The sequence below is a fragment of the Streptomyces sp. ITFR-6 genome (assembly GCF_031844725.1).
In the GTDB taxonomy this organism is placed as follows: Bacteria; Actinomycetota; Actinomycetes; order Streptomycetales; family Streptomycetaceae; genus Streptomyces.
On record NZ_CP134612.1, the window covers coordinates 97074 to 113364 of the forward strand.

Below are 16291 nucleotides of genomic sequence, written 5' to 3' on the forward strand. Positions count from 1 at the left end.
CACATACGTGAGGTGAGTGGTGGTCGGCCGGGCCGGCTACGTCCGTGGCCAGGTCACCAGCAGGTGTTCCGGGCTGCGCGAGGTGGTACCGACGCGCCAGTGGACGGATTCCGGCGGCTGGGACAGCCGGAGCCCCGGGAACCTGGCCGCCAGACGGTGCAGGGCCAGCTGAAGTTCCGTCCGGGCCAGCCAGGCGCCCAGGCAGTAGTGCGGGCCGGCGCCGAACGACAGGGTGGGGGCCTCCATGGGTGCGAACAGGTCGTCCGCCGTGCTGGGCGGGAAGACGGCGGGGTCGCGGTTGGCCATGCCGCAGTCCGCCAGGACGACCGCTCCGGCCGGGATCAGGACGCCCCCGACCTCGACGCCCTCGGTGGCGCGGCGGGTGCTTCCCCGGTCGTCGCCCAGGGGGATCAGATGGAGCAGGCGGTCGGCCAGCGTACCTGCCTCCTCCTCTGAGGCCGCGAGGAGCGACCAGGCCTCCAGCCTCTCGGTGAGCAGGTAGAGGAGCGAGTTGCCGAGCATGGTCATCGTGCTGTCGTGTCCGCCGACCACCAGCCCGCAGACCAGGCTGACCAGTTGTGCCTCGGGGATGCCTCCCTCCTCATCGGCGGCCCGGACCAGGCCGCTCACCAGATCGACCCCGGGCTCGCGCCGCCGTGCCGCCAGGAGCTGTGCGCCGAACTCGGAGAACTCCGCCATGGCGGCGCCCACCTCGTCACCGCTGCGGGAACCGTCCGTGAAGGCGTGGTCGCTCCAGTGCCGCATCCGCTCCCGCGCGGACTCGTCCAGCCCCATCAGCCGGCTGATCACGGCCACCGGCAACGGCAGCGTGAACTCCGCGACGATGTCCACCTGGCCTTCGCCCCGCGCCAGTCCGTCCAGCAGTTGCTCCACGATCGCCGCGATCCAGGGCTGCCACCTGGCGACCGCTCGCGGAGTGAACGCGCGGCGCAGGGTGCGGCGCAGTCGCAGGTGGTCGGGGCCGTCCTGGTTGAACATCAGGTCCGGGTCGTTGACCAGCCCCGGAGCCTGGGTGACGGACGGTCCGTCCGGTGCGTACAGCTCGGCGCGGCCGAACCGGCTGTCGCTGAGCACCTGTTTGACATCGGGATACCGGCTGACCAGCCAGGCCGGTGACCCGTCCGGGAGCTCGGTGAGCCGCGGCGGGCCCGGGGTGCCGAACTCCAGGCGGTGGAGCGGCGCCAACAGCGGTTCGGGACCGGCGCTGCTGCCGGTGCTGACTGCGGTGGACAAGGTGCCTCCTGGCTGTGCGGGTTCGACAGGACAGCGGACACCGGCGGCGGGCCGGGCCGGAGCGGGGCGGGGGAAGGTCCGGGGGATCGGCCGGAGGCTCACAGCTCGACCAGCACCTTCCCCAGGTTGGCCCCACGGTCGTGGTAGAGACTCCCGTAGGCCGCGGGAATGCGGTCGAAGCCGTAGTGAAGGGTGTGGTCACAGACCACCTCGCCCCGCCGGACCCGGTCGCCCAGCTCGGTGTGGAGCGTCTTCCAGTTCTCTTCGGTGAACCACTCCAGGGAGAAGATCCCGCGCACGGTGGCCCGAGGGAACATGATGTACGGAAGGAGCCGGGGTCCCACCGCGTCCCGGCCGACCTGGGTCGCCCACTGCCAGCACACCGCCACCTGGCTGCCGACGTTGAGCAGGGAGAAGACCACGTCGGTCACGACACCGCCGAGGTTGTCGAAGTAGCGGTCCACGCCGTCCGGAGCCGCCCGTGCGAGCGCTTCGCGGACGCTGTCGGCGCTGTCGCCCTGCCGGTAGAGGACGACTTCGTCGAACCCCAGCCGCGACAGGTACTCCGCCTTCTGCGGGCTCGACGTCGTGCCGACCACCCGGGCGCCCGCGATCCTGGCCAGCTGCCCGACCAGCGTCCCCACGGCTCCGGAGGCGCCGCTGATCACCATGGTGTCCCCCGGTCCGGCGTCGAGGAACGTGGCGAGCGTGCCCCAGGCGGTCATGCCCGGACCGCCCATCGCGCTCAGCGCCGTCGCCAGTGGCAGCGCGTCGTCGTACCAGCTCGGGTCGAGCCGGCGGAAGGCGGGGAACACCATCGGGAAGGTCCCCGTCTGCCAGAGCGACTCCTCTCCGGAACTGATCAGATGGGAGCGCCAGCCGCCGAAGCCCTGCACGAGATCGCCGGGCCGGTGCGCGGCCCGCGGGCCGGCGTCGAGTACTTCCATGATCGAGTCGGCGCCCATGTGCCCGCCCAGCGGGGTGTCCAGCGCGATGCCCTGGAGGTAGGGATCGACCGAGACGTAGAGCGTTTTGAGCAGCATCTCGTCGGGTGCGAGGTCCACGTCGATGTCGCGGACAACCTTCTCGTAGATCCGGTCGACGTCGGGGGTGCCCTCGACGTGTTCGCGGACGACCCACTCCTTGATCTTCACTTCTGCTCCTGTTCCACACGGGTGGATCCGGATCCGGACCGGGCCGCGGGGAGCCCCCCGACCGGAATGACGAGATGGGTCGGCGGCGGCCGGGTCTCATCGAGGGAGGCGGTGAACGCCCTGCCGTCGTCGCGGCAGACGAACTGCATGACGTGCCGGCCCGCCGCGGCCGCGCGGATCAGTCCGCCCGTGGTCGCCCAGACGCCGGACAGGTAGAAGTTCTCCAGGCCCGGGAGCCCGGGGCCGTGCTTCTTGATGAGCTCCTCCAGGGTCTCGCCGCTCTCCACGAACGGCTGCCATCCCAGGACCGTCCCGTCGTGGTTGCCGGTGTACCTGACCTGGGTGAGGGGGCTGGAGACGTCACGTACCGCGATGGCGTCCTCCAGGCCGGGGTACCGCTCCTCCAGGAATCTCACGAGCGCCGTGCGTGCCCGCCGTTTGGCCGCGTAGTAGCCGCGTCCGTGCCGCACGGGGAGGGTGTGGAGCTCCTGGCCGCCGCGGCTCCGGGTGACCTGTTCCGGGCCTTCGTCCAGGGCCCGCCAGGGGGCGATGTCGCAGAAGTAGGTGGCGTAGACGATGGTCGTCCCGTCCGGCGAGAGCTCGGGGTAGTGACGGCTGCGGAACTGGACGTTGATGCTGCGGTGGCGGATGCCGGTCAGTTCGGCCGCCTGCACCTCGTCCAGCAGATAGGTGGTGCACGGTTCGCCCTCGGGGAAGGGCCGTTTCAGGCCCAGGAAGAGGGTGAAGTAGCCGGGGAACACCATGCCCGGTTCATGGAGGGTCTCGGTGTAGAGCCGTCGGTAGGCGTCGTTCAGATAGCGGCCCTTCAGTAGTTTCATCATCGTGGTGGGTCCGTCGCAGGCGGACACGATGATGTCCGCGCGCAGTTCCCGGCCGTCGCTGAGCCGGACGCCGACCGCCCGGTCGTCCTCGACGAGTACCTCCTCGACCTTGGTGTTGTACGAGATCCGGCCGCCGAGCCTCCGGTAGCGCTGCTCGATCGACTCGGCCAGGCCGAGCGAGCCGCCTTCGGGGACGCCCGCGGAGAGGTTGGCGTGCGAGGCGAGCTGGAAGTGCGTCGGCAGTACGGGGAACGCCGGGTGCTTCTCGTACAGGACGAAGTTGAACGCCTCCCGCAGCAGCGGGTCCTTGAACCGGGCCGAGTACTCCGACATCAGCACCGAGATCGACTTGCGCACGGCGTTGAAGTACGGGACGAACGACGCCAGCATGCGCCATCGCTCCACCCGCCCCATCAGCCCGACGGGTTTGAGGAACGGGTAGACGGCGAGCGCCTTGCGGAAGGAGCGCAGCTGGCGGCAGAACTCCCGGATCTGCTTCGCGTCGGCGGGCGAGAGCTCGGTGAGGTGGTCCTGCAGCCGGTCCGGGTCGGAGTAGAAGTAGACCGCTCTGCCGTCCTGCCCGCGCACGATGTTGAAGACGTCGAAGTGGCGCACCTCCTTGCCCTGCAGCGCGCCGAGCTCCAGCCAGATCTGGTGCATCTCGTTGCCGGGGCCGCTGCCGAGCATCCAGCTGACACAGGCGTCCAGGGTGAAGTCGCCGCGTTCCCAGGCGGTGCAGCACCCTCCTGGGATCTCGTGCATCTCCAGCACCTGGGAGCGGTAGCCGTTCATCTGCGCGTAGCAGCCGGTGGAGAGGCCGCCGAGCCCGGCACCGATGATGATCATCGTCTGTCTGTCGCGCGGCTCCCGCGCCGCAGACCTCTTCGTCTCACTCCTCGCTGTCCTCACGAGCCGGTTCCCTCCTTGGAGGACCACCGGTCGAGCTGGGGCAGCTTCCCCAGTCTGTCCGGGTGCCAGGGGGCGGTGCCGCCGCTCTCCCAGGCCTTGAACGGGAGGCCCAGTTCCTCGCACAGGTACTGGGTGGCGAAGCGGCCGGTGGAGGCGGCACGGATCAGACCGCCCATGCCGACCCACTGGCCGGCCATGGAGAATCCGCTGAGTCCGGGCAGCCGCATCCGGTCCTTGCCGACCAGGCCGGCGGAGACGTCGTCGGCGTCGGAGAACGCCTTCCAGGCCAGGATGGAGCCGTTGTGGTTTCCGGTGTAGCGCCGGGTCGTCGCCGGTGAGGCCACGTCCACCAGGTCGATCCGCTCGGCCGTGCCCGGCCAGAGCCGTCCCAGGAACCGCCGTACGAAGTCGGCCACCTTGCGCTTCTGCGCCCAGTAGGCCTTGCGGTCGCTCTGGCGCAGCGCCTTCCAGTAGGTGTAGTCGCTGAAGTAGGTGCAGTGGACCACGGACTTGCCCGGCGGTGCGAAGCCGTCCGAGTAGCGCGAGCGCAACTGGACCACCAGGCTGTTCTGGAGTGCGCCGGGCAGTTCGGCTGCCTCCTCCGGCGGCAGCAGGTACGTGGTGCTGTGCGCGTCCCCGGCGGGGAGAGCGCCATGGACGCCGACGAACGCGGAGACCACGGCGGGGAACAGCGTTCCGGGGCGTTCCAGCAGTTCGGTGTAGAGCTTGTCGATCCTCGGGCCGGTGTATCTGCCTCCCAGCAGCTCGTAGACGGTGGTGTGCCCGTCGGCGGCGGACACGACGTGATCGGCGTAGTAGCGCCTGCCGTTGCGGAGCTCGATTCCGACGGCCCGACCGCTGTCCACCAGCACCCTCTCGGTACGGGCGCGGTAGGTGACCGTACCGCCGAGCCCGGTGTACCGCTCCTCGACGGAGCGGGCGAGGCCGAGCGAACCGCCCTGCGGGAAGCCCGCGTTGCCGTGGTAGGCGCTGGCCATGTTGAACAGGTACGGGAGCAGGGGGAAGCCCTCCGGGTCCTGGAAGAAGATGTTCCGGAAGGCTCTGCGCAGCAGCGGGTCCTCGAACCGGTCCGCGAACCGGTGCATCGGGGTGGCGGCGGTGCGCCAGAAGAGGCGGAACGCCGGCAGTACCGTGCGCAGTGTCGCCGCCCTCTCCCGTACGGTCCGCAGGGCCGGCGCGGTCAGGAACGGGTACAGCTCGATCTCCGTGAACCTTCTCAGGTCACGGCAGAAGGAACGGATCAGCCGTGCGTCGGCGGGCGATACGCGCAGCAGGTGTGCTTCCAGCCGGGCCGGGTCGTTCCAGAAGGTCACCGACCGGCCGTCCTCGTCGACGACCTTGTTGAACAGCTCGAAGTTCCTGACGGTCTTGCCGTCGAGCGCTCCGAGCTCGCGCCAGACCTGGTTGGCGTCGTTGCCCGCGGCGGTGCCGATCAGCCACTCGATGCAGTAGTCGAAGAGGTAGCCGTCGCGGGACCAGGCCGTGCAGCAACCGCCGGGCAGCACGTGTTTCTCGAAGATGCGGGTCCGCATCCCGCTCATCTGCGCGTAGCAGCCGGTGGACAGGCCTGCCACCCCCGCGCCGATGACGATGACGCGGGGCGCGCTGCCGGGTGTCCGGTGCGGGCTGTCCCAGTCGTCCTCATCCGGCATGGTCGGCGTCCCCCGTGAGAAGGGCGCGTACCAGGGCGGCGTTGCGCGGAAGGTGTTTCGGGTCGAGCATGTCGGCGTGTGTCCCGGAGCCCCGCAGGACGTGGGTCCCGCCGGTGGAGCTGCCGTGCCAGGTGCCGGGGGCGCCGACGGCGTAGAGGCCCGCCTTCTCCTCGTCTGTGACGACACCGACCGAGGCCGCCACCGTTCCGGTGTTGGGGGTTCTGCCGCAGAAGCCCACGTACTCGGCCGCGTGTTCGAGGACGGTCTTGGCGACGATCTCCGAGCCGGTGTGCTGGTACAGGTGCCGGCCCAGCTCCTCCTCGAAGATCCTCACGCCCTCCTCGCCCGGCTCGTACGTCTCCAGGATGCGGCGGGAGTCCAGCACCACGACGTGGGAGACCTCGCGTCCGCGTGATTCGAGCTCCTTGGCCACCTCGAACGCGAGGTTGCCGCCCAGCGAGTACCCGAGCAGCCGGCAGGGGCCCTCCGGCTCGACGGACTCCACCAGATCCGCGTACCGGGCGACCTTGTCGTCACCGGGAACGTAGTTGAACGCGACGATCGGGTACGTCAGGAGCTGTGCCGCGAAACCCCGGTAGACGAGCGCGTGGCCGCCGGCCGGGGGGAAGCAGAAGACGGGCTGTCCCGGCCCGGGGTTGAAGGTGAGGTACGGCAGCTCCTCCGAGGTCGTGTTGTTGACGAGATCCTCCACCGCCGCGGCCATGCCGTGCAGGGTCGTGGCCTGGTACAGGCGGCTGACCGGGACGCCGATGCCGAACTCCGTCCGCAGGTGGTGGAGAAGCTCGATCAGCTTGATCGAGCTTCCGCCGGATTCGAAGAAGTCGTCCCCGAGCCCCGCCCGGTCCATCCCGAGGAGCGCTTCCCAGTGCCGGGCCATGCTGAGTTCGTAGAGGGTCACCGGTGCTTCGTAGGACTGCTGCCGGTCCGCCCCGGCCGGCACCGGGAGCGCGGCGACATCCACCTTTCCGTGCGCGGTGAGCGGCAGCTCCGGCAGCTCGACGACGTGGGAGGGAACCATGAAGGCAGGCACGGCTCCCGCGAGATGGCGGCGGACGGCCCGCCGGTCCAGTGTCCGGCCCGGCTCCGCCACGCAGTACGCGCAGAGGGTCGGGTCCCCGGCCGCGTCAGGGCGGACGGCCACCACGGCTCGGGCGAGGCCGGGCCAGCCCGCCAGGTGGGATTCGATCTCGGCGACCTCGATCCGGTGGCCGCGCAGCTTGACCTGGTGGTCGCTGCGCCCGAGCAGGTGCATCCGGCCGTGCGTGTCCCAGCGCGCCACGTCGCCCGTCCGGTACAGCCGTACCGGTGCGGCGCCCGGCTCGCGGCTCAGGTGCCGCGTCACGAAGCGCTGCGCCGTCTGTTCCGGGTCGCCGGCGTATCCGAGCGCGACGCCCTCGCCGCCGATCCACAGCTCGCCCGGCACGCCGGGCGGGACGGGTTCGCCGTGCTCGTCCAGGACATGGAGTGTGCTGTTGGCCAGCGGGCGGCCGATCGGCACCATGAGACCGGGCTCAAGGCCGTCCGCGGGTCCTTCGAAGAACGCGCTGTCGATGGTGGCCTCGGTGACACCGTAGGAGTTGATGACCCTGGTGCCGGGGCCGCACAGACCGCGCAGCCGCTCGTACTCCGCCACCTTCCACGCGTCGGATCCGACCACCAGCAGCCGCATGAAGTCGAGCCGTTCGCCCGCACGCTCGCAGTGGTCCATCAGGCCCCGCACGACGGCGGGGACGAACTCCGCGGAGTCGACCCGTTCCGTCCGCATCGTGCGGTACAGCCGGGTCGTGTCGAAGATCAGGTCCCGGTCGGCCAGCACCAGCCGGCCGCCCGAGCACAGGGCGCGGACCAGGTCGCCGGTGAACACGTCGAACGAGGGCTCTGCCATCTGGAGGTGGACGCGGGCCGCGTCCGCCAGCCCGTACTCCGCGGACCATGCCGCGTACGCCGAGGCGAGGCCGCGATGGCTGACCCGTACGGCCTTGGGACGGCCGGTGGACCCCGAGGTGTTGATGACGTAGGCGGGCGAGTCGAGGTCGGTGGTCTCCCGCGGTGCGGGTCCCGCGGTCTCCGTGGCGCGCAGCCCCGCCGGGGTCAGTACGGTGGCGGGCAGGCTCTCGGCCCACGCGGCGCGCGTGTCGTCGACGACGATGTGGGCGGCCTGAGCGATGTCAAGTACGTGGGCGACGCGCTCCGCGGGCTGGTCGGGGTGGACCGGCAGGTAGGCGCCGCCCGCCCTGAGCACCGCGAGGAGGGTGACGACCAGTTCCGTTGATTTGTCGAGGCACAGCGCCACGACGGACCCCTGGGTCACGCCCAGCTCGCGCAGCCGCCGGGCCCTGGCGTCGGCCCTGCGGTCGAGCTCTCCGTACGTGAGGTGTTCCGTGGGGCCCAGCAGGTCCGGCACGGAGACGGCGACGGCTTCGGGGCGGGCGGTGGCGATGTCTCCGATCAGCTGGTGGACCGCCCGGTGACGGCCGGGTTCCCGTCCGGCGAGGGCCGGCAGCCGGGAGGAGCCGCTCCACTCGGTGACCAGTTGCTCGCGCTCCTGGGCGCCCAGCATCTGCAGCCTCGGGGTGGGCAGTTCGGCGGGCGCCCGCGTCATGCTGTCGAGCAGCTGGACGTAGTGCGCGGCCATGCGGCGGACGGTCCGGGGCAGGAAGAGGTCGGTGTTGTACTTGAGGACGCAGTGGAAGCGCCCCTCCGCCTCGTCCTCGTAGACCGACAGGGTGATGTCGAACTGTCCTTCCTCTTCGGGGAGTTCGATGTACTCCAGCCGGTAGCCGTACTGCTCGGTGGCCACCCTGTGGGTGAGCAGGATGAACATCGCCTGGAACACGGCCGAGCGGCTGGGGTCGTGCTGGAGACCCAGCTCCTCGACCAGCAGGACGAACGGGTATTCCTGGTTGTCCAGGCCGTTGAGGACCGTCCTGCGGACCTGCTCCAGCAGCTCCGCGACCGTGGGGCCCGCGGACAGGTCGGCGTGCAGCGGCAGCGGGTTGACGAAGTAGCCGTAGACCGAGGAGAACTCCTGGTGGGTGCGGCCGGTCACCGGGCTGCCGACGATGACGTGGTCCTGGCCGGAGTAGCGGTGCAGCAGGATGTAGTAGGCGCTGAGCAGCACCATGAACGGCGTCAAGCCGTGCTCCTGCGCCAGCGCGTGGACCCGGGCGCTGAGCTCCTCGTCGAGTACGAAGAACTCCGAGGCGCCGTTGTGCGTCTGCACGGCGGGGCGCGGCCGGTCCACCGGCAGGTCCAGGAGCGGGACCTCCGCGGGCAGGTGGGAGCGCCAGTAATCGAGCATTCCGCCGGCTTCGGGTCCTGCCAGGAACCGGTTCTGCTGGTTGAGGAAGTCCAGGTACCGGGCACCGACAGGCGGCAGGGAGGGTTCCCGGCCCTGCTTCAGCGCCTCGTACACGGCGAGCAGTTCCTCGATGAAGGTGAACGTCGAGATCGCGTCCGAGACGATGTGGTGGACGGCCTTCATGATGACCCAGCGGCTCGGCCCGCGCTTGAACAGCCGGAACCGCACCAGCGGGTCACGTTCGAGGTCGTACGGCTTGCGGTACTCGCGGATGATCGTGCGCCGGATGTCCTCCCAGCCCTGGCCCTGGACGTCGAACAGGCCGAGGTCGGGCTCCGTGCCGGTGGTCGTGCGCTGCACCGGCAGGCCGTTCTCCAGGTGGAAGTTGGCGCGCAGCGCCGGATGGCGCGCGACGAGCCTGCGCACCGCCTCGAACATCAGCTCGGGATCGATTTCGGCGCGCACCTCCACGGCGCCGCCGATGTTGTACGCGTAGCCGTCGGGGTTGAGCTGCTTGAGGAACCAGAGCGCCTTCTGGTTCTGGGTCAGGGGGTGGTTCAGCTCGTCGGTGAACACCTCCACGGCCGTCGCGCCGTTCTCCCCCGCGCTGCCGGCCGCGACCCGTTCGGTCAGGCCGTCGTACAGCCGGCCGGCCAGTTCCTCCACGGAGGTGCCGCTCAGCAGGGCGACCACCGGCAGGGCGATTCCGAGATCGGCCTGTGTCCTGGCGCGCAGCTCCATCGCGAGCAGCGAGTCGAGCCCCAGTCCGGTGAGCCCGGCCGCGGGGTCGATCTCGTGCGGCGCGGTGCGAAGGACCGTGGCGGTGATCGCCGTGAACCGGTCGGTCACCAGACGGCGGCGGTCCGCCTCCCCCGCGTCGCGGAAGGCGTCGAGGAGTCCGCCGCCCTCCTCCACGGCGTGTTCCTGCGCGGCCGCGGCCAGTTCGGTGACCAGGGGCGGCGGGGAGTCGTACCAGGCCAGGAAGGTCTGCCAGTCGACGACCGTGGCGACGAGCAGCTGTGCCCGGTCCTGTCCGATGACGCGTTCCAGGACGCTCATCCCGGCTTCCGGGGACAGCGAGCTCATGCCCCGGCTGTGGAGGTAGTGGTCGACCAGGCCCAGTTCCTCGATCATTCCCGTGGCCCAGGGGCCCCAGTCGAGGCTCAGCGCCGGCAGGCCCTCCGCACGCCGCCGGTGTGCCAGCGCGTCCAGGAAGGCGTTGCCCGCGGCGTAGTTGGTCTGGCCCGCGGTCGTCAGCAGCGAGGCGATCGAGGCGAAGAGGACGAAGTGTTCGAGCGGTTCGTCCCTCAGGTGCTTGTCCAGCAGGTACGCGCCCGCGGCCTTCGGGTCGAGCACCGCGTCGAACGTGGGGCGGTCCATGTCGGGGACCAGCCTGTCCCGCACCTGGCCCGCGAGGTGGAACACGCCGCGCACGGGCGGTGCCCCGCCCCGCCGGTGCTCGTCGAGCCAGCCGGTCAGCGCGTGTTCGTCGGTCACGTCGACCGGCGCGAGGACCGTCTGCGCTCCGGCGGCCTCCAGCTCCCCGAGCAGGGCCACGGCCCTGCCCTGCGCCGTTGCCGGGTCGGTTTCCTGCCAGGTGTCGCGGGCGGGTACGGGGGTCCGGCTCATCAGGATGAGCCGGCGGGCACCGCGTTTCACCAGCGTCCGGCACAGCAGCTGGCCCAGGGCGCCGAACGCCCCGGTGACCAGGTAGCTTCCGTCCGCCCGCAGGCGCAGCGGCAGTGGCCTGGTGAGTCCTTCGGCGGGCCGGATGCGGCTGGTCGCCCGGCGGTCGCCGCGCAGCCCGATCTCTTCCTCGTCGTCACTGAGGAACTCTCGTAGGAGTGCCTCGGCGTCCGCCCTGATGCCGGGTGCGCCGGGCTCCCTTGCGGGGTCGAGGTCGATCAGCTTGCCCGGGTGTCCGGCCAGCTCCTGGTGCCGGAGCACACGCGTGACGCCCCAGGCGGGCGCGCCGAGCGGTTCGGTCGCCTCTCCGGGTGACACGGGCTGGGCACCCCGGGTGACCACGTGCAGCCGTCCGCCGGTCTGCCGGGCCAGCAGGATCCTGGCGAGCGCGACCAGCGAGTAGGCCCCGGTTTCCGCGGCCCGCACCAGGTCCTGGCGTTCTGAGGCGTCGATGCCGGGCTGGTCCAGGTTCCACAGATGCACGACCGTGCCGCGGAAGGCCGCACCTTCGCGGTCCAGTTCGGTGAAGAGCTGTTCCAGCCGGGCGGCGCAGTCCGGTGCGGGGGGCAGTTCTCCGGCCCGCGCCGGCCGGTCTCCCGTGTCGTCCAGCCGTACCGTGCGGCAGCGGTCGCCGCGCGCGGTCACCAGCTCCGCGAAGGCCTCGCCCACTCCCCCGTTGTCCGCCAGGACGAGCCAGTCCTGCGGCTCTTGCGTGCCGGACGGGTCGGCCGGTGCCCCGGAGTCCGCCGCCCAGGGGCGGTCGGTCCAGACGGGTTCCGCGAGCCAGGAGTCGACGGTGCCGCGGGAGACGGCCCCCGATGCCTTCTCCACGTCGGCCGCGCGGAATCCCCGCATGCTGCCCAGCGCCGTCCCGTCCTCTGCGTACAGCGCGAGATCGCCCACCAGTGCGTCCCCGTCGTGGCGTCGCACCGTGCCGTGCACCCACAAGGTGCGATCGCCCACGGGGGAAACGCTCATCTCGTCGAGCGACAGAGGTAACCGGATGCCGGTGCCCGGCGCCGGGGTCTCCCCGGGCAGGAGCTGCGGCGTCAGCAGAGCCTGGAAGCACGCGTCCAGCAGCACCGGGTGGATGTGGTGGTCCGCGGCCCCGCCTCCGATCGCCGCGGGCGGAGTGATCCGGGCCAGCACCTCGTCCGTGCCGATCCAGACCTCCTCGATGGCCCGGAAGGCGGGACCGTACTGATAGCCCAGCGCGGCCAGCGCGGTGTAGCACTCCTCGTTGTCCAGCCGGCGCGCGCACCGGTCCCTGATCGGGGCGGCGTGCAGCGGCGGTCCGGCCGAGCGGCGCTGTGCGGTACGGACCGCACCGCTGGCGTGCACCACCCGCTCCGCCTCTGGCCCGGCCGCGGCGGACGCGACGACGAAGCCGCCGTCCTCCAGCGACACGGAGAGGTGGACCGTGCGGGCGTCGTCCTCGGCGAGGAAGAGCGCCTTGCGCAGGTCGATGTCGGCCAGCACGACGTCCGTGCCCCCGGTCAGCTCCCGTACGGCCTGTGCGGCCATCTCCAGGTAGCCGGCCGCGGGGAAGACCACGGAATCCTGGATGCGGTGGTCGGCCAGGTAGGGCAGTCTCTCGGTGTCGAGCCGGGCCTGCCAGGTCGGTTCGGTGTGGTCCGTGCGGCGGCCCAGCAGCGGGTGGTCGAGCAGGCCGAGGCGGATCTGCGCGACGGCTCCCGGCTCCGTCCAGTGCCGGTCGCGACGCCAGGGGTAGCGGGGCAGCGGGACCGTGCGTCCCACGGGCTGGAGTACGTCCCACGCGATGTCGAACCCGTGGTTGTGCAGGGTGGCCAGGGACAGGGCGAAGCGCTCGGGCTCGTCCTCCGCGCGGCGCACCGAGGGCACCGAGGCTCCCGTGCGGCCCTTGGCCTCCAGGCATTCCCGGATGGCGTGTCCGAGGACCGGGTGGGGGCCGATTTCGAGGAACAGCCGGTGGCCGTCGTCGGCCAGCCGGTCCACGGCCGAGCGGAAGCGCACCCGGTCGCGGACGTTCTTCCACCAGTAGCCGGCGTCCAGCTCGACGCCGTCCGCGACGCCCTCCTGGCCCGTCAGGTGAACCGGAACCGTCGCCGGGCGGGGCTCGATGCCGGCGAGCGCGGCGAGGAGCTCGTCCTTGATCCGGTCCATGGCGGCGCTGTGGTACGGCACTTCCACCGCGAGGAACTTGGTGAAGACCTGTTCGGTGCGCAGCTCGTCGGCCAGTGCGGCCAGCGCCGTCCCGTCCCCGGCCAGGGTGACCGAGTTGGGGCTGTTGACGGCTGCCACAGAGATCAGGTCCCCGTGGGGGCGCACCCGGCGATCGGCCTCGACTTCCGGCAGCCCGACGGCGAGCATGGTGCCCGTTCCGGACAGGGTGTGCTGGAGCCGGCTGCGGTGGACGGCGATCCTGACCGCGTCCTCCAGCGTGTAGACGCCCGCCTCGTAGAAGGCGGCGATCTCGCCGGTGCTGTGTCCGACCACGGCGTCCGGTTGGATGCCGTAGGAACGCCACAGGGCCGCCAGACCGATCTGCACGGCGAAGTTGGCGGGCTGCGCGAGCCACGTCTCCGCCATCCGCGACCGGCTCTCGTCGGCCGCCATCTCGTCCATCAGGGACCATCCGGCGATCTTCCGGATCTCCCGGTCGCACGCGGTGACCGCGTCCCGGAAGACCGGCTCACTGGCCAGCAGTCCGCGGCCCATGGCCCACCACTGCGGGCCCATGCCGGTGAAGACCCAGACCAGTCGGCGGTCAGGGGCGTCCAGCTGGCGTCCCTGCACCACCCGGGGATGCGGTTCGCCCCGCAGATAGGTGTCCAGCGCCTCGTCCAGGGACTCCCTGGAGGAGTAGACGACGGAGAGCCGCGATTCGAGGTGCTGGCGCCGGTGGGCGAGTGTGTGGCCGAGGTCGTCGAGTGCGACGGCGGGGCCGTACCCTCCGGCGAGCTCGCGGCTGATGCCCTGCGCCAGCTGCGGGAGGGCGTCCGGGTGACGTGTGGTCAGGGGCAGGATGCTCCAGGCGCGCTCCGGCGGCGGCAGGACGGGCGGGGAGGCCGGGGAGGGCCTGGGGCTCTCGGCGCGCGCCGCGTGCACGGGTGCCTCCTCCAGGACCGCGTGGGCGTTGGTCCCGCCGAAGCCGAAGGCGTTCACTCCCGCCCGTGCGGGCCCCTCGTGCTCGGGCCAGTCCGTCACCCGGGTGGGGATGTCGTACGGCGAGGAGCCGCGGTCGATCGCCGGGTTGATCCTTTCGAGGTTGATGTGGGGCGGGATCCGGCGGTGCTTGAGCGCGAGGGCGGTCTTGATCAGCCCGGCGATGCCGGCAGCCGATTCCGTGTGCCCGATGTTGGCCTTCACCGAGCCGACGTAGCAGGCGGCGCCCGGGGCGCGCCCGATGGCGAGTGCCCGGGACAGGGCGTTGGCCTCGATCGGGTCGCCCACCGGGGTCGAGGTGCCGTGTGCCTCCATGTACTGCAGATCACCGGGGGTGATGCCCGCCTCGGCGCAGACCTGCCGCACGAGGGAGACCTGGGCCTCCCCGTTGGGGACGGTTATGCCGTTGGTCCGGCCGTCCTGGTTGACTCCGGTGCCGGCGATCACCGCGTAGATCGGGTCCCCGTCCCGCAGCGCGTCCTCCAGCCGCTTGAGCGCGACGAGGCCGACGCCCTCGGCACGTACGTAGCCGTCGGCCGAGGCGTCGAAGGTGCGCGAACGCCCCTCGGGCGACAGGAATCCGCCCTTCGTCTCCGCGATGGTGTACTGCGGTGCCATGTGCAGGAGCACCCCGCCCGCGAGCGCGAGACCGCTCTCTCTTCTGTTCAGGCTCTGGCACGCCAGGTGGACGGCGACCAGGGACGAGCTGCACGCGGTGTCGACCGAGAGGCTGGGGCCGCGGAAGTCGAAGGAGTGCGAGATCCGGTTCGACACCATCGTCATCATCGTGCCGGTCGCGGTGTGAGCGGCGAGTGTCCCGAAGCCCAGATCGGCGAACTGCAGGATCTTGTAGTCCAGCGTGAACGCACCCACGTAGACGGCCGTGTCACTTCCTGCCAGTTCGGCGGGCCGTTGGCCGCCGTCCTCCAGGGCCTCCCAGGCCACCTCCAGGAGCTTGCGCTGCTGGGGATCCATGTGATCGGCCTCGCGCGGGCTGATGCCGAAGAAGGCCGGCTCGAACTCGTCGAAGCCCTCGATGTATCCGCCCCTGCCGCCCACGAGGCGGCCGGGCTTGTCCCGGTGGCCGCTCCCGAGGGTGGTGACGTCGTAGCGGTCCGCGGGTGTCGGGATGACGCAGTCCTTGCCGTCCAGCAGGTTCTGCCAGAAGGCCCGGTGGTCCGATGCCTCGCCGGGAAAGCGGCAGCCGATACCGATGATCGCTACTTTGCCCGTAGAAGCGTCATTGATCGCGTCAGCCAAGTTCGCACACTCCTCATCAGGTGGTCACGCTGCCGGGAGGCAGCGCCGAAGTCTGTGGTGCGGGGCGGGGCCCCGGGGTCGGACGGTCTCGCCTCAGGCCCCCTTCGCACGGCGCCACGGGTGGAGAAGGCTTCCGAGGATCTCGCCGGTTCCGGGGAAGGAGGCGGGATCGCGGAGACCGACCGCGGCCGGCTCGCGCCCCGGCCGCCAGGTGAAACTCCCGAAGAGGTGGTCCCAGCACGACAGGTCGGAGCCGTAGTGGCCTGCCTCTGACAGATCCGTGCTGTGGTGCAGACGGTGCTGTTCGGGGCTGGCCAGGACGTGGTTGAGCCTGCCGATGCGCACGTCGATGTTGGCGTGGACGAAGTAGCCCTGAGCGGCCACGAACAGGCCCGTGGCGAGCACGGAGCGACTGGAGAATCCGGCCAGTGCCAGGGTGAGCTGGACGGCGCCCTGGGCGAGGACGATGTCCAGTACGTGGTTGACGCCGTTGTTCGCGACGTTGACCTTCTGCGGTACGTGGTGCACCCCGTGCAGCCGCCACAGCAGCGGGTTGGCGTGCCCCAGCCGGTGTACCAGGTAGCTGGCCAGCGACCCGCTCAGCAGGGCGGCCGGGATCTCGGCCCACAGCGGGAGCGCCGGATCGGCAGGTGAAATCCTCCCGACCGCGGTCGTCACCCCGAGCTGTGCCAGCGCGCTCGCGGCCATGGTGAGGAGGAAGTAGACGCCGTACCAACGCCATTCCGCCCGGCTGGGATGCCAGTCGCGCCGGTGTGGGATGAGCCTTTCCAGGACGGCCAGGTAGATGAGAGTGCCTACCAGGAACAGCGGGCTGACCCGGCCGGGATCCCAGCCCAGGATCAGCGAACTCGCGGCCACGCAGAGGGTGGCCGCAAGGAGCAGCGGATAAGCGAGGGAACGCAGAATCTCCTGGGGATGTACCCTCGTCGATAATCGTCGCGCGGGCCGAATGCAGCCGTCGGCGCGCCGTTCGTATTCGTACACCCGAAACACCTCCGTGGAAATGCTGACCGACCGCGCCAC

Annotated in this window: 6 protein-coding genes; all 6 read right to left on the minus strand. The window is 70.9% G+C overall.

The annotated features are described in order from the left end of the window. Nucleotides 1-36: 36 nt before the first annotated feature. A complete protein-coding gene (locus tag RLT59_RS00300) occupies nt 37-1254 on the minus strand; it encodes a cytochrome P450 (RefSeq protein WP_311301469.1) in 1218 nt (405 codons plus the stop codon). Nucleotides 1255-1352: 98 nt separating this feature from the next. Beyond that, a complete protein-coding gene (locus tag RLT59_RS00305) occupies nt 1353-2408 on the minus strand; it encodes an MDR family NADP-dependent oxidoreductase (protein ID WP_311301470.1) in 1056 nt (351 codons plus the stop codon). Continuing rightward, nucleotides 2405-4096, minus strand: coding sequence for a phytoene desaturase family protein (locus tag RLT59_RS00310; protein ID WP_311301471.1), 1692 nt, complete (start codon nt 4094-4096; stop codon nt 2405-2407). Before RLT59_RS00310 ends, RLT59_RS00305 begins: the two co-directional genes overlap by 4 nt. Before the next feature lie 59 nt (nt 4097-4155). Beyond that, on the minus strand, nt 4156-5832 hold the full coding sequence (locus RLT59_RS00315; protein WP_311301472.1) for a phytoene desaturase family protein: 1677 nt from the start codon (nt 5830-5832) through the stop codon (nt 4156-4158). After that, nucleotides 5822-15247 carry a non-ribosomal peptide synthetase/type I polyketide synthase gene (locus RLT59_RS00320; RefSeq protein ID WP_311301473.1) on the minus strand — a complete coding sequence of 3142 codons (9426 nt, stop codon included), beginning with the start codon at nt 15245-15247 and terminating at the stop codon, nt 5822-5824. The genes RLT59_RS00315 and RLT59_RS00320 overlap by 11 nt, the downstream gene beginning before the upstream one ends. Before the next feature lie 93 nt (nt 15248-15340). Next, a complete protein-coding gene (locus RLT59_RS00325; protein ID WP_399126799.1) occupies nt 15341-16174 on the minus strand; it encodes a sterol desaturase family protein in 834 nt (277 codons plus the stop codon). Between the last annotated feature and the right edge of the window lie 117 nt (nt 16175-16291).